Origin of the sequence: Hydrogenovibrio sp. (assembly GCF_049975065.1) — a bacterium.
In the GTDB taxonomy this organism is placed as follows: domain Bacteria; phylum Pseudomonadota; class Gammaproteobacteria; order Thiomicrospirales; family Thiomicrospiraceae; genus Hydrogenovibrio.
Map to the genome: position 1 here is coordinate 1 of NZ_JBNGDN010000016.1, position 26088 is coordinate 26088.

Sequence of the window (26088 nt, forward strand, 5' to 3'; positions counted from 1 at the left end):
TCGAGTCCTTTAAGACCACAAATTCACCGCGCGCTTCCGCCTGAACTCTTTGGGAAAAATCGCCATGCGACAAAGCGTCCAAGGTGGTGGAGATGTCGGTCACCGTGGCGGCAATACGCTCCATAGAAACATTCAAGTCGTTCATCACGCTGGCATAATCACCACTGAGCACCGCACCTTTGGATTCGGCGGACTGCAAAACACCGTTACGCAAATTATGCGCGGTCTCACGCAACAACAAGACCATACTATGAATCTGATCCACCGATTGATTCACGCCTTGTTTGAGCATGAGAAAATCGCCTTGGTAATCGTGTTCGATCTGGCGCTTAAAGGAACCGCCGGACACTTCATGCATCACCGTATTCACATCGTCAATCGCATCGTGAATGGTTTTTAGCAGACGATTAATCGCTTCCCCCGTCTGCCCCAGCTCATCTTTTGAAAACACTTTCACGCGATGGCTCAAATCACCGCTGGCGATAATTTGCGCCATGGTTTCGCGCATCGCATTAATCGGATTCATAAAACTGCGCGCCACAAGCCAACCGGCTATGGAAAAGATCACCACACTGACCAACAGCACCAACCACAAGGAAATCGTGCCAAAACGCTCCTGCTCCACCAAACCGGTGACCGACGCCGTGTTTTTAGCATCTTCATATTCCTTGAACTCGGAAACAATGTCGGAAAAGGCCTTGTATTTTTCACCGAACTCGCCTTCCAGAATCTCCACCGCATCCTCGGTAAAGCCCTCGTCCACCATCATCATAAAGCTGCCGAATACGGTATTGGCCGCCACGACATTTTCACGGATAGCGTCAAAGTAAGCCTGTTCTTTAGCGTCCAGCTGCGCTTTTTCCAAGGCTCCAAAGACGTCGGCGATTTCAGCCGCGGTCTCTTTTAAACGGGCTTTAACGGCTTGGATGGATGACTCATCTTCCACAATGACCAAATCACGCGACAATATCGCCCGCTCATCGGACAGATTCTTTAAATCATTGAGCAGTGCCACCTTGACTTGGTTGACGTTTACGATCTGATGGATGGCTTGAGACGTTTGACTAAAGACATATTGCGCCACCAAGTTGGAGGCCAATAAAAACAGGACGGCACCGAGGATGCCAATAAACATTCTGGTTTTGATACCCATGCGAATTTGATTCCAATAGCAAGACCGATCACACTCTCTTCAAAAATAAAAGACGGGCATTAAACGGATATAACAGACAGGCTTTTATTCTATCGAAAAGGGTAATACCCCCCGATTGAATCTGTTTATGCCATCAACACTTAAATTGATGAAAATGGGAATCGTTTGAACGGCAACACACCCGTCAGGCCGACTCTAGACCCGTTCAAGCGTTTGAAATTCAAACGCATACGGATGCTGTTCATCCTTGGCATGGGGCAGTGACTGCACGATTGTCCACTCGGTTTCCGACCAGGCCGGGAAGAGCGTATCGCCAGACACAGTGGTATCCACTCGGGTCACATACAGGCGATTCGCAAACGGCAACGTTTGCCGATACAGCTCTCCGCCACCGATAATCATCACCTCAGGTGCCTCCGAACAGGCGGCCAAGGCGGCGTCTATGGAAGGAAAGACTTCCACACCGTCCGGCGCATAATCCGAGCGGCGTGAGACCACGAGATTACGCCTTTTCGGCAAGGGACGCTCCCCGATCGACTCAAAGGTTTTTCGCCCCATCACCACCGGTTTTCCCAGCGTCGTGGCTTTAAAAAACCGCAAGTCATCCGGCAAGTGCCAAGGCATTTGATTATCACTGCCGATGACACGATTTCGATCCATCGCGGCAATCAGAGCAATATTCTGCTGTGGGGGAAGCGATAACGAAGCGGTCATACCGACACCTCCGCTTTAATATGCGGATGGGATTGGTAATCGCGAATTTCAAAATCATCAAAGCGATAATCAAAAATCGTTTCCGGCTTGCGCTGAAGGTGCAGTGTTGGCAAAGGATACGGCGCGCGCGTCAACTGCAATTGCGCTTGCGCCAAGGTGTTGTTATACAAATGCACATCCCCGCCTGTCCAGATAAATTCGCCCACATCCAAATCCGCCTGTTGCGCAATCATATGGGTGAGCAGCGCATAACTGGCGATATTGAAGGGCACCCCTAAAAAGGTATCGGCACTGCGCTGATAGAGTTGGCAGGACAAACGACCGTCTGCGACATAAAACTGAAAAAACGCATGGCAGGTTGCCAAGGCCATACGCCCTTGGCGCACATTTTCTTGCGGCGAAACCGACTCATCCGGCAGGTCGGCCGGATTCCAGGCCGACACCAGCATTCTGCGGCTGTTGGGATTGTTTTTGAGGGTTTCAATCACTTCGGTGATCTGATTAATGGTCTCGCCGTTGGGTTTTTCCCAGGCCACCCACTGTTTTCCGTAAATCGGTCCCAGGTCGCCGTTTTCGGTCGCCCATTCATCCCAGATGCGCACGCCGTGTTCTTTTAGATAAGTATTATTGGTGTCGCCCTGTAAAAACCACAGCAATTCATAAATAATCGACTTGAGGTGCAGCTTTTTCGTCGTCACCAGGGGAAACCCTTCCTGCAAATCAAACCGCATCTGATAGCCGAAAACCGACCGCGTGCCAGTACCGGTTCGATCCCCCTTATCAATGCCCTTGTCCAAAATGTGCTGAAGAAGCGTCAGATACTGTCGCATAATTATGTTAAACCCATCATTTCTTTAAACCCTTGACCCTAGGCCGAAAAATTCTGTTGTAACCCGATGCTGTACTCGGCATTAAAGTCGAGTGACCGGGCATCTGCGGCGCGCCCAGAACACCAGCCCAAATCCAAACACAATCATCGGCAGAGACAGAATCTGCCCCATCGTGACCCAGCCCCACAGTAGATAGCCCAACTGCGGGTCTGGCATCCTGAAAAATTCTGCGAAAAACCGAAACAGACCGTAGAAACCGACAAAAAGACCGGAAGTCGTTCCCATCGGACGCGGTTTACGATTGTAAAACCACAGAATGGCAAACAACACCAGCCCCTCCAAGAGAGCTTCCAACAGCTGCGTTGGGTATTTTGCTACCACCTGCTGTAACTGCGGGTCGTAAACCTTCATCCCCAAAGGCGAATCGGTGATCCGCCCCCAAAGTTCACCATTGATAAAGTTACCGATGCGGCCGAAAAACAGCCCGATCGGCACCATCAACACCACAAAGTCGGATACCACAAAAATTGGTACCTTCATTTTCACCCGTGCAAACCACCATGAGGCCAGAATCACCCCGAGCATGCCGCCGTGAAAGGACATACCGCCCTGCCAGACTCGAAGCACATCCATCGGATGCTGCAGATAATGCGCCAGATCGTAAAACAGGATGTAACCGATACGCCCGCCGAGAATCACCCCGAGTGCGCCGTAAAACAGAAAATCACTGACTCGATCGGGCGTCCAGTACTCGGAATACTGTTTGGCGCGATAGGAACCATACAGCCAAAAAAATGCAAACCCCAACAGATACATCAACCCGTACCAGTGTATTTGCAAAAAGCCTAAGTCGAGCGCCACCGGGCTCATGTCGGGATAGGTCCACATAACGTCTCTTTATACAGAAATTTAAAGGTGTTCATAATACCAAAATCACTACCAAGGCGTCACCGTATCAACCGATCAGACGGGCACAAATACGACAATTCACCAGGCCTGGCCAAAAAGGCGCAAAGCGGTTTCTGCCGTTTATAACAAAAAAGCGGCTTAAAAGCCGCCTTTAATAGTCTCATTTATGGCCTACGTCATTCAGAACCTGACATCTGGTGATGCCACGCCATCAGCTAAAATCATATTTTAAATTGACGCACCAGTTTATCCAGCTTATCGGCCAACTGCTGCAGTCGGTTACTGGAGGCCTCGGTATTCACCGTGCCCTGCACGGTGTTTTCGGTCACATCATGGATACGAGTAATGTGCGAATTCACTTCTTTCGCCAAAACCGTCTGCGACTGAGCCGATGACAACATTTCCGAACTCATTTTATTGATGTCGTCCATCAGGATCACCACCGGGCTCAGTACGCGCTCCACCATCATCACCGAGTCGTAACCGGACTGAGTGGTTTCACGCCCCATTTCAACCACTTTAACGGTGTCGTGCGTGGCTTGACGAATTTTTTGAATCACCCGTTCAATCTGCACCGTCGATTCTTGAGTGCGTTGTGCCAAGCCGCGAACCTCATCGGCCACCACGGCAAAGCCGCGACCGTGTTCACCGGCACGAGCGGCTTCAATGGCGGCATTCAATGCCAAAAGGTTTGTCTGTTCGGCAATCTCTCGGATCACATTAATGACCGTGCTGATCGTTTGACTGTCGTCGTTGAGCTGCATCACCGCCTGAGTGATTTTTTCCATGCCGTCCGACACATCGCGAATGTCTTTCGCGGCGTTTTTAACCGCCTTACCGCCTTCTTTCACTTTCGAGGCCGCCTGATCGGTCGCTCTGGAGGTGTTGTGCGAGTGGTCTTCTACCGCTTTGGCCTGCTGAGACATACTCACCATGGAAGTGGACAACTTCTGAGACGCCGCCAACTGCTGTTCCGCCCCGCTTTTGGCCTCATGCGACACTTCCATTAATCCACGGGAAGACACCTCCAGTTCTCGAACCGTTTCCACCACTTCGCGCAGCGTCTTCTGGATGCGCTCGATAAATTCATTGAAGTGACGCGCCAGATCGGCCAACTCATCTTTACCATCTACGTGCAAGCGACGGGTCAAATCCCCTTCACCATAGGCAATGTCTTTCATGGCATTGGCGGAGCGCACCACCGGACGCACCACCGAGTGCGTTACTTTTCTCGAAATAATCATGCCGACCAGTTGTCCCAGAACCGACAGACTCAATAAGAGAATCAGATTGCGCAAGGTACTGTCCAACACCTGCTGACTGGTGTCTTGCATCAGCGCCACAGAACGGGCGGAAATGGTCTCCAGATCCTGTTCAAGCTCGACAAACACCGGCTGAATCTGGTTTTTCATCAGCCACGTATCCATGCGCCATTTTTCACTTTGGTGAATCAGCTTCAATTGCATGAAGTTTTCACGATAGGCCTCATAGGCACTTTTGGTCACGTCTAACCCATCCTCTTCTTCCAGGGTTAATTCAAAATCAGACTGACTGAGCATGAACTCGAGGGCACGCTCAAAGGCATTTAAATAATTATCGGTATCCGCCGCCATGCCATCATTACGAAACGCCACATAACCGCGCAAACTGCTCAATACATTCAACCAATCCTTTTGCATCCCGATTAAGGCTTCCAGCAAAGGCTGACGCGCCGCATCCAGATCGGATAACTCTGAATTCAACATCAAGCTCAACTGCTGCTGAATTCGCATGGCATAGGGCATCATTTCAGTGTCCACAAACGCGAATGCCGGAAACTTTTCACTGCGACTGGCCTGCAAGCGTTTAACGGTTTCGATAAAGGTTGGCAACCGCTCCAGATTCTGCCCGACTCGCTGCAGCAATTCGCGGTCTTCCGATGTCGCTTCCTGACCGATTTTGTGGGTTAAATCCTCCAGCATGGTCTCCGAACGGTTTAGGCCATTGATGTAAGCGTCCAGATGCACCGACTCACCGGTCAACAGATACAGACTCAAAGCATTCATGCTTTTTTCCAGCACATTGGTCATGGCATTCGCCTGCAAAGCAATCGGCTGCCGAACCGCCACCACCTCTTCGACATTCTGTCGAACGATATACAGATTGACGACTGCCTGAATGGTAATCACGGCCAGTACGACCCAGATGACACCAAATCCAAATCGCATTTTCCGTCTGATGGTGAGTTTCTGCAAAAAGGTTTCCATAGCTGTTCCACTTTCATGCCAATGATTCGATAATCAAACCAAGCAAACAAAATGCCAACCACAAAAAAACCACTCAAATGAGTGGTTTTACAATGGCTGTCAAAAAACTGTTATCGACATCGGAAGGGAACCAACGCCTTCAATCCCGATACGGATAGTGCCCCCGAGCAATTAAGCCCCCATCCACCGTCAAAATCGACCCCGTCATCCAACCGCTGGCTTCGGACAATAAAAACGCCGTCGCCATTCCCATATCGTCCACGGTGCCATAGCGTCCCATCGGCATTGCACCCACCCATTTCGCTTCCATCTCCGGTCGGTAAAGCACCTCATGCGTTCGTTCCACTGGCACCACCCCCGGTGCCAGCCCATTCACCCTAACTCCGTAAGTGCCCCACTCCACCGCTTGAACTTTGGTCATGGCGTCCAACCCCGCCTTGGAGGCGGCGTAGGCGGCAAACCACTCACAGGTGGCTTGCCCATGAATGCTGCTGTTATTCACAATAACCCCCGGCTGTTTCGCTAACCGGCAGGCCTGGGCAAACGCCGTGCTCAATAAGTAAGGTGCCTGCAAGTTCACCGCCAGCGTCTGTGCAAACTGACGACCCTGCAAGTCTTTCAGGCTCAACGATTTGGTGACGATTCCGGCATTATTCACCCATCCATCCAACCCCTCAAAAATTGACCAGGCCTGGTCAAAGAACGACTGAACCGTTTCGAGTTGCGCAAAATCACATCTCACAACAGCCACCTCCGCACCGAAAGCCGCCACCGCCTCACGCGTGCGCTCGATGCCATCGGCATTACGGTTAAAGTGCAGCACCAACCGACAACCGGCTTGTGCCAGCGTTTTGGCCATGCCCGCGCCAATCCCACTGGAAGCGCCTGTGATTACAATACGCTTGCCTTTAAGATCGGGAAATTGTGGGGACAAATTAGATGATTCCATAACACCTCCTAATGACCATTCGCCTGTCGAGCCAAGGTCGCTTTTCGTGGAAATTTAACTCGGTTGAAAATCAGACATCCGACGCGACAATCCGTTTCAGCTCGGCCAAAATTCGTTGCGTTGCCGCCTGAGGTGCCTGAGCCCGAATGGCACGCGATGCGGCCTGACAGGTTTCCGAATCCATCCAAAAGCGCAACCTTTCAGCCAGTGTTTCCGCTGTCAGTGCCGACTGCTGAATCACTTCGCCGCCGCCAATTTCCACCAAGGCTTGGGCATTCGCCGTTTGATGGTCGTCCACGGCATGGGGGTAAGGCACCAGAATGGCGGGTCGCGCCGCCGCCAGCAGTTCCGAAACCGTCAAGGCACCGGATCGACAAATCACCAGATCCGCCGCCTGATAGGCTTGCACCATATCGTCGATAAACGGGGTCACAGTGGCGTCTACACCCGCCGCCGCATAGGCCTCTTGCGCTTGGGACAAGGTTTTTTCACCCGTCTGATGACACACCTGCGGGCGTTCATTTATGGGTAGCAAAGCCAAGGCGGCTGGCACCACTTGATTCAAGGCCAGGGCACCACGGCTGCCACCCATCACCAGCAAACGCCGCGGCGTCTGCGGCAGCACGCACGACAGACTTTCAAGCCCCGCTCGAACCGGGTTGCCCAGCGTCACCACGTTTGAGCCGCGCAAAACCGACTGCGGAAAGGCACAGATCACACGCTTCGCCAAAGGAGCCAGCCATTTATTGGTCATTCCAGGAATGGCATTCTGCTCGTGCAACACCAGTTTTTTGCCCAATGACCAAGCCGCCAGACCGCCCGGCCCACAAACAAACCCCCCCATGCCCAACACCAAATCCGGCTGGGTTTCGAGCAGAATTTTTCGTGCCTGCCACCAGGCGCGTGTCACGCGGAAAGGCGCGGCCAACCAGCCCAGCCAACCATTGCCACGCACCCCCTTAATGGAAATGCGGTAAAACGGAATTCCCGTCGGTTGCACCCAGGTCTGCTCCATGCCATCGTGGGTGCCCAGCCAAACCGTTTCCACGCCCTCTTCAGCCAACGCCTTGGCAATCGCCAGGCCTGGGAAAACATGCCCGCCTGTGCCGCCGGCCATAATCAACACTCGTTTCATGATGGCGCTTCCTCCGGTGTCGGGGCGGACGCAGGCGGTATTGGCAGACGTTTGGTTTCATAATCCACGCGCAACACCAGCGCCAAGGCCACCATAAACACCAACACACTCGAGCCGCCATAACTCATTAAGGGCAAGGTCAATCCCTTGGTTGGAAACAACCCCAGATTGACCCCCATGTTAATCATCGCCTGCAACACAACCCAGATACCGACACCATAAGCGATCAAGCCACCGAAAAAGGCCTGTTTCTCAAACGCCTTAGCCCCGATTCGAAAACATCGGTGCAGGATAAATAAATACAGTAACACCAAAAAAACCACCCCAATCAGACCAAACTCTTCGGCGTAAATGGCAAACAGGAAATCCGTATGGGCATCCGGCAAATAAAGCAGTTTTTGCACACTTTCGCCGACTCCGACACCGAACCATTCGCCCCGCCCAAGAGCAATCAACGCCTGCGTCAACTGATAACCGTGGCCAAAAGGATCCGACCAGGGATCTAAAAAATTGGTGACTCGCGCCATACGATAAGGCGAAGTGACCACCATCATCACCAGCAAGGCACCAATCGGCAACACCGTCATCGCAAAAAATCGCCAGGGCGCTCCGGCGATCAACAGCATACCGGTAATAATGACGATAATCACAAAGGTCGCACCAAAGTCCGGCTGCAACAGCAGCAGAATGGTCATCACACCAAAAGGCAACACCAAGCGGATCACGGCTTCAAAATTTTCCCGCACCGCTGTGGCATGGCGATCCAGATAACCCGCCATAAACACCACCACCGCGACCTTCATAAACTCCGACACCTGAAAATTCATCACCAACAACGGCAACCAACGTTGACTGCCGTTGATCTCCCGCCCAAACAGCAGCACCGCAACCAACAGCAACAACCCGAACAAAAACAGCTTGCCACGATGCTTTCGCCACAGCGACAAGGGCGTCTGCAACACCAGATAAGCCACCAGGCTGCCCAGCCCCATCGCAAAGAGCTGCCGCCAGAGATAATGGGTTTCGTCACCGAAGCGTTTTTCGCTGATGGCAATGGAACTGGACGTCACCATCGCCAATCCCAACGTCATTAACACCGCCAGAGCGGCCAATAACCAATAATCCACTGGCCAGCGTGCGCTTTGCTGCCGCCATTTTTGAACACTCATTCCGCGCCCCCTTTATCCGAGCCGAACCGCGCTCGAACCAGTGCTTCAAACACCTCACCCCGATGCTGATAATTCTCAAACTGATCAAAACTGGCACAGGCCGGTGAAAACAACACTTTATCACCGTCTCGCACGTTTGTTGCCGCCAGCGCAATGGCCGCCTCCAGCGTTGCCACGACCGACACCTGATGCGGCGGCATGACCGCCGCCATCTGCAAACGGTCTCGACCGAACAAGATCACCTGACTGCCAAAGCGCGCCACCGCCTTTCCCAGTTCCGTAAAATCAGCGTCTTTTCCCACGCCACCGGCGAGCAAAATCACCTCGCCTTCCGTCATCAACGCCATGGATTCCATAGCGGTAATGGTGGCACCGACATTCGTGCCTTTTGAGTCGTTAATCCACTGAACGCCGTTCGCCTCCAAAACCAACTGGGTACGATGCGGCAAGCCGTTAAAATCACGCAAGACCTTTTCAAACGCGGCATCCGGCAACTGAAATGGCCGACACAACGCCATCATCGCCAGTGCATTCAGCTGATGGTGGCGTCCCGACTGCGCCATGACCGCCACCGCTACGCAAGGATGGTCTTCCCAACCCAGCCAGGCCTGGTTATTTCGAATCATCACCCCATAATAGCGGCTCGGCAACGCCTGCCCTGGCTGCGCTGTTTTCAAACCGAAACGCACGGTTTCCAAGGGACTGGCAATGCCCGACGGTTGAAAGCCGTCCGGCAATACCGCCAGTTCGGTATCGTTCAAAATGGTCATTTTCGCCTGAATATAGTCTTCCAACGCCGAATAACGATCCATGTGATCTTCACAGATATTCAGCACGGTCGAAGCCGCAGAGTGCAATGAGTAGGTCGTCTCCAGCTGAAAGCTCGACAACTCCAGCACATAGACATCAAATTCGGTCGGGTCTGCAAGTAAATCCAACGCCGGTCGGCCGATATTCCCGCCGACCCCCACGCGATAACCACCGACCTGCAACGCCTCGCCCACCAAGGTGGTGACCGTACTCTTGCCGTTGGAGCCAGTGATGGCGACAATCGGCTTGCCCGCCGCGCGCGCAAACAACTCAATGTCGCCAATCACTTCTTTGCCCGCCTGCAGAATCGCCTGAACCCAAGGCTCGGCTTTCGCAATGCCGGGGCTGAGCACAAGGGTTTCAATCCGCTCACACCAGTGAGACGGCAAACGACCGGTTGCAAACTCCGCCTGCGGAAAGCGGATCTGCAACGCACTCACATCCAAATCCGCACGCGCATCATACGCGAAACAGGGCTCGCCCTGACTGGCAAAATATTGCAGTACGCTTTGTCCGGTTACCCCCAGTCCTGCCACTAAATACATGTCTCGTCTCGCCTCACCTTAACGAATTTTCAAGCTGGCCAAGCCAATCAGTACCAGAATAATGGTGATGATCCAGAAACGCACGATCACTTGCGATTCGTGCCAGCCTTTCTGCTCAAAGTGATGGTGTAGCGGTGCCATCAAAAAGATACGCTTGCCGTTGCGCAGGCGATAGGACCCCACCTGCAAAATCACCGACAGTGTCTCCGCCACGAAAATGCCGCCCATAATAAACAGCACCAGCTCCTGCTTAACGGCCAACGCCACCACGCCCAATGCCGCGCCAATCGCCAACGAACCCACATCGCCCATAAACACCTGCGCCGGATGGGCGTTAAACCACAAAAAGCCCAGGCCTGCCCCAGCCAGAGCCGCACAGAAAATGGTTAATTCACCCACCCCGGGAATGTAAGGAATCTGCAAGTATTGTGAAAAATACAAATGCCCGGTGACATAGGCAAACACGCCCAACGCCGCGGCGACCATCACCGTCGGCATAATCGCCAACCCATCCAGACCATCGGTTAAATTCACTGCGTTTGAGGTGCCCACTATCACAAAGTACCCCAGCACCACCGTCCAAGCGCCCAGATAAATAAAGGTGTCTTTCATATACGGAATCAATAACTGCCCTTCGGCGGGCACCTGCGCCATGGCATACAGACTGACCGCCGCCGTCAGCCCGACCACCGACTGCCAGAAAAATTTGGTGCGAGATCGCATACCGTTAGGGTCTTTGTACACCACCTTCTGGTAATCATCCACAAACCCAATCACCCCAAAGCCGAGCATGGTGAGGGTGGCAATCACTAAATAGTGATTGCTCAAATCGCCCCACAGCAGCACCGCCACCGTGACCGAAAACAGAATCATCACGCCCCCCATTGTCGGGGTGCCGGTTTTCACCAAATGGGTTTCCGGACCATCTTGCCGGATACTTTGGCCGACTTTCAGACGGATCAGCCAACGAATGACTTTCGGCCCGATCAAAAACGATAAAATTAACGCCGTCAACACACTCATAATCGTGCGCAGCGTGATGTAGCGAAACACCCCGAAACCGGAAATATATTGCGCCAGATAGTCTGTCAGATAAATTAACATAAGGGTTCCTTATAAATGCCCCGAACCGTGCCAAGATGGCACGCCATCATGTGTTTTCAAACACCCGATTTGAGCGAATCGAGCTGCCCTGCTTGAATGTTGCGTTCTAAACGGTAGGCGAACGGAGCTTCGCTAAAAGACCTTGGGCGACCTGCTCCATTCCGGCCGAACGCGATCCTTTAACCAATACATTCTGCACTTTCTGGCGCATCACCCAATCAACCGCCTGCGCGGTTAAAGCGTCACGATGCGCAAAATATTCCGCGCCCTCGCCAAAGGCGTTGACCATGGACTGAGCCCCTTCACCAAACACCAGCAGTGCGCGCACACCTTGCTGGCGTGCGTAAATCGCCACTTCTTGATGCAAAGATTCCGAATCCACCCCCAGCTCCGCCATCGCGCCCAGACACACCATTGATTCGCCCGGCAACTGCACCAGCGTGGCAATGGCCGCTTTGACTGAATTCGGATTGGCGTTATAGCTGTCGTCGATTAGCCAGCCCTGTGGCAAAGCGGTTCGCTGCAAGCGACCGGCCACCCCATTAAAATCCTCCAGGCCTGGCCGAATCTGCTCCCAACGGAACCCAGCGGCCAGACACGCCGCTACCGCCGCCGCCGCATTCATGGCATTATGTTGTCCCAATAACGGCATGCTCACCTTAACAGAGTGGGGGCTCGTCGATAAGCCCGCTGAGTGCGCAACGCGATCCGCCAAACGCAACTCAAAATCAAGTTGTGATTCGGCCTGTTCAAAAGAGGCCAAACGAATGTCCGCCGTCGGCGCGGTGCCAAACGTCACAATCTTCAAAGCCTGCTGTTCAGCCTTGTCACACCAGTATGGAAACCCTGGGGAATCCGTATTCAACACCAGCGTGCCGCCCGGCTTCAGCCCGTCCATGATTTCACCCTTGGTTTCAATCACCGCTTCCAGAGAGCCAAACCCCTCCAAATGGGCACCGGCAGCCAAGGTGATGATCGCCACATCCGGCTGTGCCAGACGGGTTAAATAACCAATTTCGTGACAATGATTCGCCCCCATTTCAATGACCGCGTAGTCGTGCTCAGGCGTCAGTTGCAACAGGGTGCGCGGCACCCCCACATCGTTATTGAGATTACCAGCGGTGGCCAGCACCGATGCCTGCTGACCAATAATGTTCGCCAAAAGCGCTTTGGTAGTGGTTTTACCATTGGAGCCGGTGACGCCAATCAAGGATTTCAAAGGCATTTGGCGGCGATGCCAGGCCGCTAAAAGCCCATAGGCCAGACGCGTATCTTCAACGAGGATAATCGGCACCGATTGAGCGATGGCTGCTTGCGACTTTTTCGCAAGCGACCGCCAAGCCTTTTCCGATACCAAGCAGGCCACAGCCCCCTTGGCGACGGCTTCTGCCAAAAAATCGTGGCCGTCAAAATGCGCCCCTTTTAATGGCACATAAAGAGCACCGGCCGCCAGAGAGCGGGTATCGGTGCTGATTGTTTTAATCCGAAGGTGCGCACCCTCGATTTCCGCATTGACCGGCTGACCTTCACTCACGGTCAGCACGTCGGTTAGACACCATGTCATGGGTTCTGAGACTCCTGTTTCATCTTCGTCGGCCTTGACTGGAAAGCCGCCGCCACCAATTGTGAATCCTGCATCGGCCAACGCTGACCGGCGACCTCCTGATAATCTTCATGCCCTTTGCCGGCCACCAGCACCACCGCCCGCTCACCGTAAGCCTCACGCGCCTGGTGGATCGCCTGAGCAACCGCTTCGGCACGATCGTGAATCACCCAGGCCTGGCGATTTTGCATGCCGGCCTGAATGTCTGCGACAATCTGCTCAGGCGATTCGAATCGGGGGTTGTCATCGGTCAGCACAATATGGTCGCTGTAACGCTCCGCCACCTGCCCCATCAGCGGTCGCTTACCGGCATCACGATTACCACCGCAACCAAACACCACCCACAGGCTTTCCGCGCCCGCCGACAGGTGACAATTCAACGCTGTTAACACTCTGTCCAGCGCATCCGGCGTGTGCGCATAATCAATCAAAACCGTCGGTTCACCCGAGCGCGACAGCCCCTCCATTCGCCCGGGCACCCCTTTTAAATGCCCCAGCTCCGCGGCGATTTGCCTAAGCGTAACACCCGAGGTCAATACCGAGGCGACGGCACACAACAAATTTTCTGCATTAAAATCCCCCATGAGCGGCACCGTAAAGTCAGTGCGCTCCTCTCGGGTGACCAATTGTCCACTGAAACCCATGGGGGCGTATTGCAGCGCCTCGATTCGCACATCCGCATCCGCTTTCTTGCGACTGTAGCCAATGATCTGCGTGGGTGCCACCGAAGCGCTCTTGTTTGCCAAGTCTTGGGCTGGATTGTCTGCTTTAGCGGCTTTATCCACTTTATCCGCTAAGGCTCTTCCGAGCGCATCCTCCAGATTCAACACTTGATAATGCGCTGGATACGTTTGAAAGAACTGCTGTTTGGCCTCGCGATAAGCGGCCTCTGTGCCGTGAAAATCAAGATGATCCCGCGTCACTTGCGTTAAGGCGGCGACCTCAAAACGTATGCCCGTAATCCGGCCAAGGCTAACCGCATGGGAAGACACCTCCATGACCACCCAGTTCACCCCTTGGCGCGCGAAATCGGCAAGCAGGTGATTGAGTGTAAGTACATCCACAGTGGTATTCGGGCTCGGTTGCAAGTGTCCGAACAATCCATTCCCCAAAGTGCCCATCAAGGCCACTTTGAATCCAGCCGCCTGCAAAAGCTGCGCGGCAAAATAGGCACTGGAGGTTTTGCCATTGGTGCCGGTGATCCCCAATAGCTTCAACTGACGACTGGGATCGTCGTAAAACCACTGCCCCAGTTTCGCCAGTTTTTTCTGCAAATCCGCCACCGCATAGACCGGACAGCTCAAACTCCCCATCAAGCCGGACGCCTGCACTTTTGCCAGGCCTGGCAAATCGGTTAGAATCGCTGAAGCCCCCTGTTCACAGGCCTGAGATGCAAAGTCGATGCCATGACATTTCGCTCCTGGCAAGGCCACAAACACGCTGCCCGGCGCCACCCGTCGTGAGTCGGACGTTAATTGAGTCACCGGCTCTGACAAAAGCGCCGCAGGCTTCTGACTCGCCAATGCAGGCGCATCCGTTAGCGCCAAGTGGGTCAGCAACGCCTGCAGTGTCTTCACCGCGTCGTCTCCCCCGACGCATCCACCATTTCCAAGGCTTCGTCCGGCTGTACGTTATTCAACCGCAACGCCGACTCCATCACCTCCTTAAAGATGGGCGCCACCACCTTGCCGCCGTAATAAATACCGCGGCTCGGCTCGTTAATGGCCGTCACCATTATGTATTTAGGGTTCGATACCGGCACGATGCCGGCAAACAATGAGATGTATTTATTCTGTTCATAACCGCCGATTTTAGTGCGATGCACGGTACCGGTTTTGCCTGCCACCCGATAGCCGTCCACCTTGGCTTGAGGCGCGGATCCGTGTCGTTCCGTCACCGCCTCCATCATCGACAACACCGCTTGCGCCGCTTCCGGTGAAACCACCTGAGTGCCTTCCGGCACCGCCTTTAGCTTCAGTAAACTGACCGGTTTGATGCGTCCTTGGTTGGTAAAAATCAAATAGGCCTGTGCCAATTGCATTAAATTTATATTAAACCCGTAACCAAACGAAGAGGAGGCCTGGTCAATTTTCTGCCATTCGCGCGCGGGTCGCATATACCCCAGGGTCTCGCCGGGAAGAAACAAGCCCAAATCCTGTCCGAAGCCAATATCGTGATACATCTGCCATTGCTCACTGGGCGACATTTTAAAAGCAATTTGACTGGCACCGATATTACTCGACACCTGGATAATTTCCCCCGGCGTTAAGACACCGTGGTTGCGTGTATCGGTAATCCGCTCCCCTTGGATGCGCATGGCACCGGGGCTGGTATCAAAGGTATCCTCCAGCTGAACAACGCCCAAATCCAATGCCTTTGCCACCACAAACGGCTTGACAGTGGAACCCGGCTCGATACGATCCGTCACCACGCGATTGCGCAACCGCGAACCGGTCAGTTGCCCGCGATCATTTGGATTAAAACTCGGTAGCGACACCATGGCCAAGACTTCACCGCTTTTCGCATCCAAAATAACCGACATAATGGACTCGGCTTGATGCTGAATGTACGCTTTTTTCAACGCATGGTACAAAAAGAACTGCAAATCCTTATCCAGGCTCAACACCAGCGGACGCCCCGCCTTTGCCGGTTCAATATCCTTAACAAATTCCACCACCCGTCCGGCACGATCTTTTATGATTTGCTTGGTGCCGTGACGGCCGCTCAACCATTCGTCATAGGTTTTCTCCAGGCCTGCCAGCCCCTTATCATCAATATCGGTAAAGCCAACCAGATGCCCTACCACCTCACCGGCAGGATAGTAACGTTTATATTGATTCTGAATATAGAGTCCGGGAACATCCAATTCCGCAATCTGCTGCGATATTTCCGGCAAAACCCCACGCTGGACGTACAAAAAACGTCGCTTTTGATTGGCGAGAACCTTTCGGGTAAAGCTGGGTTCGGAGACTTTTAAATGCTTGAGCATGGCGTGATACGCCGTTGTTTTTTGTGCGATGCGTTTTTGTTGCTGGGTAATCTGCTCGGGCGAGAGTCCTTCAGCCAACCATTGGGTCTGCTGCTGAACCGGATCAAGATAAAAAGACAGAATCTTGGGGTCAACCCAAATTGAGTCGATGGGTGTGCTCAACGCCAGAACATTGAGGTTTCGATCATAGATATGCCCACGCGGTGCGGGGATATCAAGGCTGCGAACCTGACGTTTATTGCCCTCGGACTGTAAAAAATCCGACTGCAGGATCTGCACATAAAACACGCGTGAAATGATGGCCAGAAAAAACAGTACGATCAGACCATAGATGATCCAATCGCGTCGTATTCGACTATTCAGTTGACGCTGCATCTCGTTTTTCCAGTATTATGGTTTGCGTTTTTTCCTTGAGGGGTGTTTTTTCCAGCGTCATCTGCAACCGGGTACGCGCCAAGTGTTCTACCCTAGCTAAAGCGGTTAAATGATGCTTTTCCAAAATTAATTTACCCTGCTCTTCTCGCAGCATGACTTCTCGCTGCATCGCTTGAGCATACTGGGTCTCAAGGTGTCGCACCTGGTGCTGAACCAGCACAATCGCCACCATTGATACCAGTATCACCATCAACAACGAAAACGCCAAAAACCCGCCCCAGTTGGCTTTCGGCAACCGGCTCAGGCGGGGGAGTTTTTGTGACACCATTCAGACGATGCACCCATTTTCTGCGAGAACAGGCATCGGTTTAATCGACTTGACGTCGTAAGAATGCCGGTATATCCAGATAATTTGAATTGGCATCGGCACCGCCCGTCGCGCCACCGTTGACAACCATTTTCGGGCGCACCACTTCCGGTGTGCTGGTGGCTTTAGGTGCCTCTGCAGCCGTTTGAGGCATGGCTTCCGTAGCGGGTTCTGCTTTCTGCGGCTGTGCCGACTGCACCGCCTGCAAGTTTGGCTTCACCATTTCTGGACGCCGAACCTCTTCACCCACTTCAGACAAGCCTGTGGCCACCACCGTGACCCGAATTTCATCGGTCATACTTTCATCGATAGACGTACCGATAATCACTTTCGCTTCATCTGAAGCCACCTGATCAATCACATCACCGACTTCATTAAATTCACCCAAGGTAAAATCCAGGCCAGAGGTAATATTGACCAACAAGCCGCGCGCACCGGAGACGGAAATATCTTCCAGCAGCGGATTGGCGATGGCTTTTTCGGCCGCTTTCACCGCGCGTGCTTCACCCGTCGCATGACCGACCCCCATCATCGCCACACCGCGTTCGGTCATAACCGTACGCAAATCCTCAAAGTCCACGTTAATCATACCAGGGCGCGTCACCAGCTCGGAAATCCCTTGTACCGCACCATGAAGCACTTCATTCGCGTAATCAAACGCCTTGGCCAGCACAAAATCCTTGCCCAGCACTTTCAACAATTTATCATTGGGTACCGTAATCAGGGAATCCACGTGTTCTGCCAACTGCGCAATCCCCGCTTCCGCGACTTTGGCACGCCGCTCGAAACTGAAGGGTTTGCTAACAACACCGACGGTCAGAATCCCCATTTCACGTGCCGCCTGTGCCACAATAGGCGCCGACCCGGTTCCAGTTCCCCCGCCCATACCGGCGGTAATAAACACCATGTCCGCACCTTTCAGCGCTTCTTTTACTTGCTCGATATTTTGTTTTGCGGCCTCCATGCCCTTTTCAGGGTTGGCACCTGCGCCCAAGCCATTATCACCTAATTGAATGCAGGTCGGCACCTTGGCATTTTTCAAGGCCTGCACATCGGTATTGGCACAAATAAAATCCACGCCTTCCACCTCAGAGCGCACCATATAGTCCACGGCATTTCCGCCGCCGCCGCCCAAACCAATGACCTTGATTTTCGGCATGCCCGCTTCGTCCGAAATCGTCTCTTGCAAATTAAACTTCATGTGATACTCCCCTTAATCAACACTATGTCACCACCATCATTTGCTGCCAGCCACCAACGTTAGCCGACTGACATTCAAATGTCTTTATTTCAAATCCACTACCCGACCTTCGTCGGTTTTTCCGTGACCGTCTTCCGACAATCACTAAATTCTCTCGGCGACTCTCAAGACCGCACTGCGCGACCTTGGATTTTCCGCACATTCTTCAGCCGAAGGAAAAATGGGCTTTCCTACTTTCTTGAGTACCGGCTCAATCACCTCCAACTGAACCGGCGAATCCGGGAACAGATCCCGCAAACGCGATTGATCGCGTATAAACTGCTTGACGATACGATCTTCCAGCGAGTGGAAACTGATGACCGAGAGACGCCCACCTGGCTTCAATACCGACACAGCCGCCTCCAACACCGTTTTCAATACATCCAACTCGCGATTCACCGCAATGCGGATCGCTTGAAATGTGCGGGTGGCCGGATGCTTATGCTTGTCTTTTTTGGGTGACGCCTTCGACACCAGATCCGCCAAATCCAACGTTGTTTTTAACTTTCCAGCCGCCAGCGCTTCTTTAATGTGACGCGCTATCCGACCGGAAAACTTCTCTTCTCCGTACTGACGCAACACCTGCGACAGCGTCTTTTCATCGACCGTCTGTAACCACTCCAGGGCACTCAATCCACTCTCGGGATTCATGCGCATATCCAAGGGACCGGAACGCATAAAGCTGAACCCTCGTTCAGCCTCGTCCAATTGCGGGGAAGACACCCCTAAATCCAATAAAATTCCATCTACGTTTCCAAGCCAGCCCCGCTCGTCACAATAGGTTTCCAAAAACTCAAAACTGCCATGACAAATATGAAAGCGATCATCCTGAATGGTCTCCTGAGCAAAGCGCACCGCCTCTGGATCTTGATCAATCGACAGCAAACGTCCCTCACGCCCTAAACTGGCCAAAATCGCTTTCGAATGCCCGCCTCGACCGAAGGTGCCATCCACATAGCGACCACTTGCGTGAATGGCCAACCCATCAATCGACTCCCGCAGCATGACGGGATAATGTTCGGCCACCGATGTCGATTCTGGCGCTGTCATCATCACAAACTCAAGGTTGCCAGCGACTCGGACACGTCATCCACGCCCGATGCCGACGCCAACATTTCAGGGCGGCTTTCATCCCAAGCGGCTTGTGACCAAAGCTCAAACTTATTGCCCTGCCCCAGGAGAATGGCTTCTTTGTCGAGCTTTGCATGCTCTCTCAACAAGCTGGGCAACAGCACTCGTCCTTGACCATCCATCTCCATTTCCGAAGCGTGTCCCAGCAACAGCCGCTGTACCAGACGCGCTTGCGGATCCATATTCGGCAATGACATCAACTTGCGCTCAATCACTTCCCACTCGTCCATGGTGTAAATGAGTAAACATGGGCTATGAAGATCAATGGTGGCCACCAACTGATTTTCGCTGGCCTCTTCAATCGACTCACGATAACGCTTTGGGATCGCCATGCGCCCTTTTGTATCGAGATTGATTGAATTGATTCCACGAAAAAACAACATTTTTTCCCACTTTTCGCCACTTAGCACCACTTGACGCCACTATATTGATTTTACTTAACGGTGTCAAGCTTAGAAACCGAAAGATTTTGCAATTTATGTTTACAGACCAACAACTTAGCGATGACTCCACATCCCAGACAATTCATGGCGTAAAAACTTTTTATTATTAATTTTCAACGATTTAAAACCAGAAAGAATAATCAGAATTAACTACAAAAAATAAAACCCTGAAAAATAAATACAAAAGATTTATCACAATAAACCGCACACAACCACTAGATGTAGTTGAATAGATTATTTTGGATAACTAAATAGAGTAAAAACACCGTTATGTGGTGAAAAGTGGTGAGGCACAACCCAAAGGGTCTTATTCAGAAAAAAGACTCAACAATTGATTGCGAATCCTTAACACTGCGACACGTCGTCGCACATCGTCGGCACACATCGTCGGCATACACCGATGGGAACACACCTTAATATGCAATATCTGAGAAAGGGGGGGGGATTACGAAATAATGGGAAACAATGGCAGATGCCATACGGCCAAAATGGCGTGGGGGAAGGAAGCCTAACTGCGCCAAAGCAAAACATGAATTGTAAAAACATATAAAAATATAAGAGGGTCTATAAGCCGGGTTCTGTACCATTGCTGGCAGCAATCATTCATCTAGGAGACACATCACTGCGCCCCTCAAGCAACCTACCCGAAAACCAGGTACGGGCCGCACCCTGTCTGACTGGGTCAGACGTGTTTTCCTATTTGGTCTTGCACCGAATGGGGTTTACCTAGCCACAAACGGTTGCCCGTTGCGCGGTGCGCTCTTACCGCACCCTTTCACCCTTACCAATAAATTGGCGGTCTACTCTCTGTTGCACTTTCCGTCGGCTTTCACCGCCCAGCCGTTAGCTGGCATTCTGCCCTGCAGTGCCCGGACTTTCCTCGAAAACAAGTCTCGCGATTGCCCGACCCTCTTACAAGAGCGAACTCTACCTGAGCTGATCACAAAAGTCCAATAAATGCCGTCATAAAAACCTCTGATTTTTCATGGACGCCTTTTACGACTATCATAGACTGCGTTGAATACAGGATGTATCACCAAGCGACCCAAAAGCCGGGACGGCTTAATACAGAATGCAACAGACAAACGGAGCAGGACGTTCCAGACATCGGCTCGCTCAATACAACTTCAGGACGGCGAACGCATGAAACGCCGTCCGCTTTTACCTAACACAACACAACCGCCAACACTTCCCCAAAACACCCTCCTATCGCTGGCCTATTTTGGTAAACTGATGATTATGATTCGTTATCTTCGTTTAAAAGTGCATCAGATCGGTCGCAAGGTCAAAGCTTCGCCCTTCCTGAATCGATATTTCCCCAAGTTTCGAGACCGAACCTATTGGGCCGGTGATCGCGCATCCTTTGCCCGCGCGGGCTTTATCGGCGCTTTTTGCATGATGCTGCCGATTCCCTTCCAAATGCTGCTCGGTTCAATTTTGGCTTATTATGCGCGCGCCAATATTCCTTTGGCAACGGCCTTAGCCTGGATCACCAACCCCTTAACCATGGGATTCATCTGGTACGGCGGCTACCGGTTCGGCACTTGGGTTCTCAACACGCCTCCGCTGAGTCATATTGACCCTAACATTCCCATTGCCTCGCAACAATGGTTTTCGGATGTCTTCCCCCTCATCTGGCAGCCTTTTTTTCTAGGGAATACGCTCTTGGGCGTCATTATTGGCAGCGTCTTTTATCTGATCATCGCCCACTTTCACGGCCTAACTATGCTGCGAAACCTGTTCCGCAAGACCGGCGGCTAAGGCTTGGTGGTGAAAAAGGCCATATCTTCCGCCAGAATATCCGCCTGATGGCGCAGGCTTTCTGAAGCGGAAGTGGTTTCTTCCACCAAGGCGGCATTTTTCTGAGTGACCTCATCCAATTGCCGGATGGTCTGATGCACTTGGTCGATGCCCCCCATCTGCTCTAGGGTTGCGGCGGCAATGCGATTGACAGTTTCGGTCACCGCGCTCACCGCTGTGACGATTTCAGTTTGCACCTCTCCGGATCGGCTCGCCTGCAAAGTGCCTTGTTCAACACGCTGAACACTTTCGTCAATCAAGGCACGAATGTCCTTCGCCGCTTGCGCGGATTTCTGTGCTAAAGCACGCACTTCTCCAGCAACCACTGCAAAGCCGCGGCCAGACTCCCCTGCCCGCGCGGCTTCAACTGCCGCATTCAGTGCCAGCAAGTTGGTTTGAAACGCGATCGTGTCCATCAAACTGACAATATCCGCTATCTTGTGACTGGAAGCCTGAATCGCACTCATGGCTTCAATGGTGGCTTGCATTACCGTCATGCCACGATGCGCCTTGGCCTTCACCTCTTCCGATGCTTGCGAGGCGGACTGAGCCTGCTCGGTGTTGCGGGAAACCAAGTCTCGCATGGCGGTCATGTTCTGAGCCGTTTCCTGCAATGCCGCTGCTTGCGTCTGCACACGGTCATTCAAGGCTCGCGCGCCCTGAGACACTTCATCCGAGGCCTGTGCAACCACTTTTGTCGCTTGAGAGGCTTGGATAATGATCTCCGTCAAACGCTCGGACATCTTCTGAATCCCTTCGTTGATACACTTCACCTCTGTGGCAAACATCGAATCTTCTCGCGTGTTAATCCCAGCAGGCATTCGCTGAGTTAAGTCGCCGGAGGCAAATGCTTCCATGACCTTCGAGGCTTCATTAACAACAAACCTGAGTTGTTTTATGTTGTCATTCTGTCCCACATCAGTGGCAAACTTCACCACCTTGTAGGGACGACCGTCTGCATCGAAAACAGGGTTGTAACTGGCTTCCAACCAAACCGTTTCACCTTTTTTGTTCAAACGCTTAAAGGTACCGGAAACAAACTCGCCCTGCCGTAAACGTTGCCAGAAAGCCTGATACTCTGGGCTTTTCGCTAGGCCTGGTTCGGCAAAAATTTGGTGACGACGTCCCTCGATTTCGCTGAGCGCATACCCCATGGTGCGGCAAAAATTCTCATTGGCCGTCAGAATCGTTGCATCCATATCAAATTCAATCACCGCCATCACACGGTGAATGGACGACAACTGGGCTTGATAATCTGAATCGCGCTTGACCTGCTGCGTCACATCCGAAGCAAATTTAATAACCTTCTCCACGTGACCTTGCGCATTCAATACGGGGTTGTAACTCGCTTGCAGCCAAACGGTTTCGCCCTGCCGGTTGATCCGCTCAAAGGTTCCAGTGATAAATTCGCCTCGACCCAACTTCTGCCAAAATTGCCCATATTCAGGCGACTGCGCAATGCGATCGGGCACAAACAGGCGGTGTGCTTTTCCAACCACCTCATCTGAACCATAAGCCGTTATTTGCAAAAAATTATCATTGGCTCGCAGCACCCGCCCCTGTAAATCGAACTCAATCACCGCCATGGAACGTTCAAGAGCCGCGACAATATTCTGAGCGGATTCAAACCGCTGTTGCAAATCTGCATGTTGCTGTTTTAATTTGGAATGAAACATCTGTGCACCACTTTTTTATTTTTTAAAAGACGGTTTACGCTCGGGTGTATTTCCCATAGGATCATAGAGACAATGGGGTCAGAGAAATCATAGGCTCAGAGAAATAATGAATACCCCACCAGCCAGTTCTGACTTCGGACAGTCACCATAGATTATAACCGATGGCGCTCGATAAATACATTTCACAATTCTAATGCGGCACAATTAAAATTATTATATCTTGAATGCAACAAGCATCGAACCCTATGTATCGCACTCCATGTTTCGAACCATCACAAATAAGAACGATTGCAACAATATGACCGCCGTTATCGCTTAACCGATGCGCCGGGGCGTTCTTCAAGCGGCTTTAGCGGCCAGCGATGTTTGGGGTATCGCCCTTTCATTTCCTTCATCACGTCGAAATAAGACGTTTGCCAAAAACCTGCCAGATCGTGGGTAATCTGAATCGGTCGCCGTGCGGGCGACAACAGCTCAAAGGTCAGTGGCACATTTCCCCAGGCCAGCCTCGGACTGCAGACCTCGCCAAACATCCATTGAAGAATCACGGAAACCTTGGGATAAGCGCCACTGTAATCAATGGCCACCCGATGCCCAGAAGGGGTTTCGTAGTGTGTTGGAGCCTGCTGCGCCAGAAGAGTCTGCTGTTCGTAACTGAGCAGGTGTTGCAACAAGGTGGCCAGTTCAAGACGTTGCAAAGCTTTCAGAGACGTCACCCCATTAAGATAAGGTGCCAGCCATTGTGACAAATGCGCTTTCAACCAGGCCTGGTCAAAAACCGGAAATTCGATAGCCGTGCTGTCAGTGCCCTCTGCGACCAGCTTCCGACTCTGCCTGGCCAGCCAATTGTAGCGATTCAACCAGGCCTGGGTCTTTTCACGCCAGGGCAAATACGATAAATCCTGTGCCAGAAGCGATAACAAAGCCGTTTGAAAACGCTGCGGCTGTGGATTTGACAGCGGTGTTTCCGACAACCGCAACTTCAGCAACCACTGTTGCTCAAGGGCTACCAGCTCGGTTTTCTGTGCGTTTAACCCCAAATAAGCACGCGTCTCTATCTGATCGGCAAACAACGAAAAAACATCCTGCTCCATCAACGGCGCCGCCAGAAAGATACGACCGTCCTGACGCTGCCCATCCAGAGAAGCCACTGCCAACCAAGGCTCGTTGCGCAAAGGGTCACCTTCGGGCAGAATCGCATTTTTGCCGTTTGTCATATGAAAAGACGCGATTGCTTGAGCGCCGGGTCGGCGGCGAGCGACACGGTCGGGATACGCCAACGCCACCAAGCGTCCGCAATGCGCCTGCAGCTGTGACAGCGCCAAAGGCTTGCAAGGTTGTTTAACCCCCAGCACTCTGAGAGCCGAACGAGCATTTTTCAAGGCCTGCCGCATTGCTGCCAAGCGCAATGGGTAAGCTGAAAGAGCCGATTTCGGGCTTTCGCGATAATGTTGCAACGCCAAAACACGCTGAATCAAATCGGCCTGTTCGTACCGCATTAAGACATCACGCTCCGACAAAATGCCAACCAGATCCGTGGCCAGCGTTTGCGACTCGACTCGTGTTAAAGTTTCCACCTTATCGGCTTTTAAACACATTGCCGCCAAACGCGGCGTACCGGCTAACGCCGATGCCGCTTGCCCCAATTCCGTCAAGCCGCCACCAGGCTGCATCAAGCCCAATTGATTCAAAAGGCTTCTCGCCGCTTCATACGCCGAGCGCGGCGGCGGCGTCAGCCAATGCAATTCGTCCGGCGTTTGCACCCCCCAGTTGGCCAGCTCTAAACACAAATCGCTCAAATCCACCTGTTGAATTTCCGGCGGGTCATAGTCCGGCAGCGCCTGCTGCTGCGCCTGCGTCCAAAGGCGATACACCTGTCCAGCGGACAAACGCCCTGCCCGCCCTTTGCGCTGCTCGGCGGATGCTTTGGAGATTCGCTGGGTCGTCAAAGCCGTCATGCCACTGACAACGTCATAAATCGCCTTGCGTTGCAAACCCGAATCCACCACCGCCCCGATGCCGTCAATCGTCAGACTCGTTTCGGCAATATTGGTGGCCAATACAATTTTTCGACGGCCTTGCGCATCCGCCACCAGCGCCAACGCTTGGTCTTGCGCCGATAAAGCGCCATAAAGCGGGCGAACCACCGCCGCACCACTTTCTTGCCAAGTCGATTCATTAAAAACCGCCTCTAGCCGTTCCTGAAGCCGCAGTATCTCGGCCTGACCAGGTAAAAACACCAAAATGTCGGCGTCCGTATCTTGCCAGGCCTGGTGAATCTGACGCAACACTGCCGAAAGCTGTGCGGCTCGGTTTGTCAGATCGAGTGGTTGGGCTAAATAATGCTCCGTCACCGGGTAGCAACGACCCGGCACCGTCAGCCCCGCCACTTCCGCGCCCTGCGCCTGCAATAGTGCCATCACCGAGTCGGCGTCCAGAGTGGCGGACATAATCATGATTTTTAAATCTTCCCGCAAAGCGCTTTGCACCTCCAGCGCCAAGGTCAAGGCCAAATCTGCGTGAATAGAACGTTCATGAAACTCATCAAAAATTAATAACCCAACGCCTTTCAACTCGGGGTCTTGCTGCAAGCGCTTCGTCAGAACGCCCTCTGTCACAATCTCAAGGCGTGTGGCCGAGCTGACCTGGCGTTCGTGCCGAATCTGATACCCCACCGTCTGACCCACTGGCTCATCGAGCTGGGTCGCCAGAAAAGCCGCAATCGTTTTAACCGCCAAGCGGCGCGGTTCCATCAACAGAATCTTCTGTGAGCCAAGCCAGCCCAAAGCCGTCTGATCGTGGGCGTGGCGGGACAGCAGACTGAGCGGCACAGCAGTGGATTTACCCGCCCCCGGCTCGGCCTGCAAGACCAAACTCGACGCATTATGCAAGGCACGATG

At 52.7% G+C, this 26088-nt stretch carries 20 protein-coding genes and 1 other RNA gene; 1 reads left to right on the top strand and 20 read right to left on the bottom strand.

The genetic code is table 11. The features are described from left to right. The 18 genes from ACP5D0_RS03655 to rnpB form a co-directional block, all read right to left on the bottom strand. Positions 1-1153, bottom strand: a 1153-nt coding sequence (locus tag ACP5D0_RS03655) for a HAMP domain-containing protein (RefSeq protein WP_472364222.1), incomplete at its 3' end; no start/stop codon positions are given. A 195-nt stretch (positions 1154-1348) separates the two neighbouring features. Further along, positions 1349-1867 (bottom strand): type 3 dihydrofolate reductase, encoded by a 519-nt coding sequence (folA, locus tag ACP5D0_RS03660; protein ID WP_472364224.1) that lies wholly within the window; start codon positions 1865-1867, stop codon positions 1349-1351. Then, positions 1864-2697, bottom strand: coding sequence for a thymidylate synthase (locus ACP5D0_RS03665; RefSeq protein ID WP_472364225.1), 834 nt, complete (start codon positions 2695-2697; stop codon positions 1864-1866). The genes folA and ACP5D0_RS03665 overlap by 4 nt, the downstream gene beginning before the upstream one ends. A gap of 81 nt (positions 2698-2778) precedes the next feature. Further along, positions 2779-3585 carry a prolipoprotein diacylglyceryl transferase gene (gene lgt, locus ACP5D0_RS03670; RefSeq protein WP_472364226.1) on the bottom strand — a complete coding sequence of 269 codons (807 nt, stop codon included), beginning with the start codon at positions 3583-3585 and terminating at the stop codon, positions 2779-2781. A gap of 242 nt (positions 3586-3827) precedes the next feature. Continuing rightward, a complete protein-coding gene (locus ACP5D0_RS03675) occupies positions 3828-5852 on the bottom strand; it encodes a HAMP domain-containing methyl-accepting chemotaxis protein (protein ID WP_472364227.1) in 2025 nt (674 codons plus the stop codon). 139 nt (positions 5853-5991) lie between these two features. After that, on the bottom strand, positions 5992-6801 hold the full coding sequence (locus tag ACP5D0_RS03680; RefSeq protein ID WP_472364228.1) for an SDR family NAD(P)-dependent oxidoreductase: 810 nt from the start codon (positions 6799-6801) through the stop codon (positions 5992-5994). Between the two features lie 70 nt (positions 6802-6871). Next, entirely contained in the window at positions 6872-7936 is a 1065-nt protein-coding gene (gene murG, locus ACP5D0_RS03685) for an undecaprenyldiphospho-muramoylpentapeptide beta-N-acetylglucosaminyltransferase (protein ID WP_472364229.1), read from the bottom strand. Continuing rightward, complete coding sequence (ftsW, locus tag ACP5D0_RS03690) at positions 7933-9105, bottom strand: putative lipid II flippase FtsW (protein ID WP_472364230.1); 1173 nt, start codon at positions 9103-9105, stop codon at positions 7933-7935. Before ftsW ends, murG begins: the two co-directional genes overlap by 4 nt. Continuing rightward, on the bottom strand, positions 9102-10460 hold the full coding sequence (murD, locus tag ACP5D0_RS03695; RefSeq protein WP_472364231.1) for a UDP-N-acetylmuramoyl-L-alanine--D-glutamate ligase: 1359 nt from the start codon (positions 10458-10460) through the stop codon (positions 9102-9104). The genes ftsW and murD overlap by 4 nt, the downstream gene beginning before the upstream one ends. Positions 10461-10478: 18 nt before the next feature. After that, a complete protein-coding gene (mraY, locus tag ACP5D0_RS03700) occupies positions 10479-11564 on the bottom strand; it encodes a phospho-N-acetylmuramoyl-pentapeptide-transferase (protein WP_472364232.1) in 1086 nt (361 codons plus the stop codon). A gap of 106 nt (positions 11565-11670) precedes the next feature. Then, a complete protein-coding gene (locus ACP5D0_RS03705; RefSeq protein WP_472364233.1) occupies positions 11671-13128 on the bottom strand; it encodes a UDP-N-acetylmuramoyl-tripeptide--D-alanyl-D-alanine ligase in 1458 nt (485 codons plus the stop codon). Further along, positions 13125-14744, bottom strand: coding sequence for a UDP-N-acetylmuramoyl-L-alanyl-D-glutamate--2,6-diaminopimelate ligase (locus ACP5D0_RS03710; protein ID WP_472364234.1), 1620 nt, complete (start codon positions 14742-14744; stop codon positions 13125-13127). The genes ACP5D0_RS03705 and ACP5D0_RS03710 overlap by 4 nt, the downstream gene beginning before the upstream one ends. Next, a complete protein-coding gene (locus ACP5D0_RS03715) occupies positions 14741-16531 on the bottom strand; it encodes a peptidoglycan D,D-transpeptidase FtsI family protein (RefSeq protein ID WP_472364235.1) in 1791 nt (596 codons plus the stop codon). Before ACP5D0_RS03715 ends, ACP5D0_RS03710 begins: the two co-directional genes overlap by 4 nt. Then, positions 16512-16859, bottom strand: coding sequence for a cell division protein FtsL (gene ftsL / locus ACP5D0_RS03720; RefSeq protein ID WP_472364236.1), 348 nt, complete (start codon positions 16857-16859; stop codon positions 16512-16514). The genes ACP5D0_RS03715 and ftsL overlap by 20 nt, the downstream gene beginning before the upstream one ends. Before the next feature lie 40 nt (positions 16860-16899). Then, entirely contained in the window at positions 16900-18099 is a 1200-nt protein-coding gene (gene ftsZ, locus ACP5D0_RS03725) for a cell division protein FtsZ (protein ID WP_472364237.1), read from the bottom strand. Positions 18100-18243: 144 nt separating this feature from the next. Then, on the bottom strand, positions 18244-19188 hold the full coding sequence (gene rsmH / locus ACP5D0_RS03730) for a 16S rRNA (cytosine(1402)-N(4))-methyltransferase RsmH (protein ID WP_472364245.1): 945 nt from the start codon (positions 19186-19188) through the stop codon (positions 18244-18246). Between the two features lie 2 nt (positions 19189-19190). Next, positions 19191-19652 (bottom strand): division/cell wall cluster transcriptional repressor MraZ, encoded by a 462-nt coding sequence (mraZ, locus tag ACP5D0_RS03735; RefSeq protein WP_472364238.1) that lies wholly within the window; start codon positions 19650-19652, stop codon positions 19191-19193. A 611-nt stretch (positions 19653-20263) separates the two neighbouring features. Further along, an RNA gene (gene rnpB / locus ACP5D0_RS03740) (RNase P RNA component class A) lies at positions 20264-20627 on the bottom strand. A 228-nt stretch (positions 20628-20855) separates the two neighbouring features. Here rnpB and ACP5D0_RS03745 point away from each other — a divergent pair. Next, positions 20856-21473, top strand: a complete 618-nt coding sequence (locus tag ACP5D0_RS03745; RefSeq protein WP_472364239.1) for a DUF2062 domain-containing protein — start codon at positions 20856-20858, stop codon at positions 21471-21473. Here the strand turns inward: ACP5D0_RS03745 and ACP5D0_RS03750 are convergent. Together ACP5D0_RS03750 and hrpB are read right to left on the bottom strand one after the other, a co-directional pair. Beyond that, complete coding sequence (locus tag ACP5D0_RS03750) at positions 21470-23188, bottom strand: methyl-accepting chemotaxis protein (RefSeq protein ID WP_472364240.1); 1719 nt, start codon at positions 23186-23188, stop codon at positions 21470-21472. The genes ACP5D0_RS03745 and ACP5D0_RS03750 overlap by 4 nt on opposite strands. Before the next feature lie 308 nt (positions 23189-23496). Then, on the bottom strand, positions 23497-26088 hold a 2592-nt coding region (gene hrpB, locus ACP5D0_RS03755; RefSeq protein WP_472364241.1), incomplete at its 5' end, for an ATP-dependent helicase HrpB.

Bases quoted from the DNA above. Each gene is read 5' to 3' on its own strand.
- ftsL (WP_472364236.1), bottom strand. From the start codon at position 16,859: ATGGTGTCACAAAAACTCCCCCGCCTGAGCCGGTTGCCGAAAGCCAAC.
- ACP5D0_RS03680 (WP_472364228.1), bottom strand. From the start codon at position 6,801: ATGGAATCATCTAATTTGTCCCCACAATTTCCCGATCTTAAAGGCAAG.
- ACP5D0_RS03705 (WP_472364233.1), bottom strand. From the start codon at position 13,128: ATGACATGGTGTCTAACCGACGTGCTGACCGTGAGTGAAGGTCAGCCG.
- ACP5D0_RS03745 (WP_472364239.1), top strand. From the start codon at position 20,856: ATGAAACGCCGTCCGCTTTTACCTAACACAACACAACCGCCAACACTT.
- mraY (WP_472364232.1), bottom strand. From the start codon at position 11,564: ATGTTAATTTATCTGACAGACTATCTGGCGCAATATATTTCCGGTTTC.
- rsmH (WP_472364245.1), bottom strand. From the start codon at position 19,188: ATGACAGCGCCAGAATCGACATCGGTGGCCGAACATTATCCCGTCATG.
- murG (WP_472364229.1), bottom strand. From the start codon at position 7,936: ATGAAACGAGTGTTGATTATGGCCGGCGGCACAGGCGGGCATGTTTTC.
- ftsZ (WP_472364237.1), bottom strand. From the start codon at position 18,099: ATGAAGTTTAATTTGCAAGAGACGATTTCGGACGAAGCGGGCATGCCG.
- ACP5D0_RS03665 (WP_472364225.1), bottom strand. From the start codon at position 2,697: ATGCGACAGTATCTGACGCTTCTTCAGCACATTTTGGACAAGGGCATT.
- ACP5D0_RS03675 (WP_472364227.1), bottom strand. From the start codon at position 5,852: ATGGAAACCTTTTTGCAGAAACTCACCATCAGACGGAAAATGCGATTT.
- folA (WP_472364224.1), bottom strand. From the start codon at position 1,867: ATGACCGCTTCGTTATCGCTTCCCCCACAGCAGAATATTGCTCTGATT.
- mraZ (WP_472364238.1), bottom strand. From the start codon at position 19,652: ATGTTGTTTTTTCGTGGAATCAATTCAATCAATCTCGATACAAAAGGG.
- murD (WP_472364231.1), bottom strand. From the start codon at position 10,460: ATGTATTTAGTGGCAGGACTGGGGGTAACCGGACAAAGCGTACTGCAA.
- ACP5D0_RS03750 (WP_472364240.1), bottom strand. From the start codon at position 23,188: ATGTTTCATTCCAAATTAAAACAGCAACATGCAGATTTGCAACAGCGG.
- ftsW (WP_472364230.1), bottom strand. From the start codon at position 9,105: ATGAGTGTTCAAAAATGGCGGCAGCAAAGCGCACGCTGGCCAGTGGAT.
- lgt (WP_472364226.1), bottom strand. From the start codon at position 3,585: ATGTGGACCTATCCCGACATGAGCCCGGTGGCGCTCGACTTAGGCTTT.
- ACP5D0_RS03715 (WP_472364235.1), bottom strand. From the start codon at position 16,531: ATGCAGCGTCAACTGAATAGTCGAATACGACGCGATTGGATCATCTAT.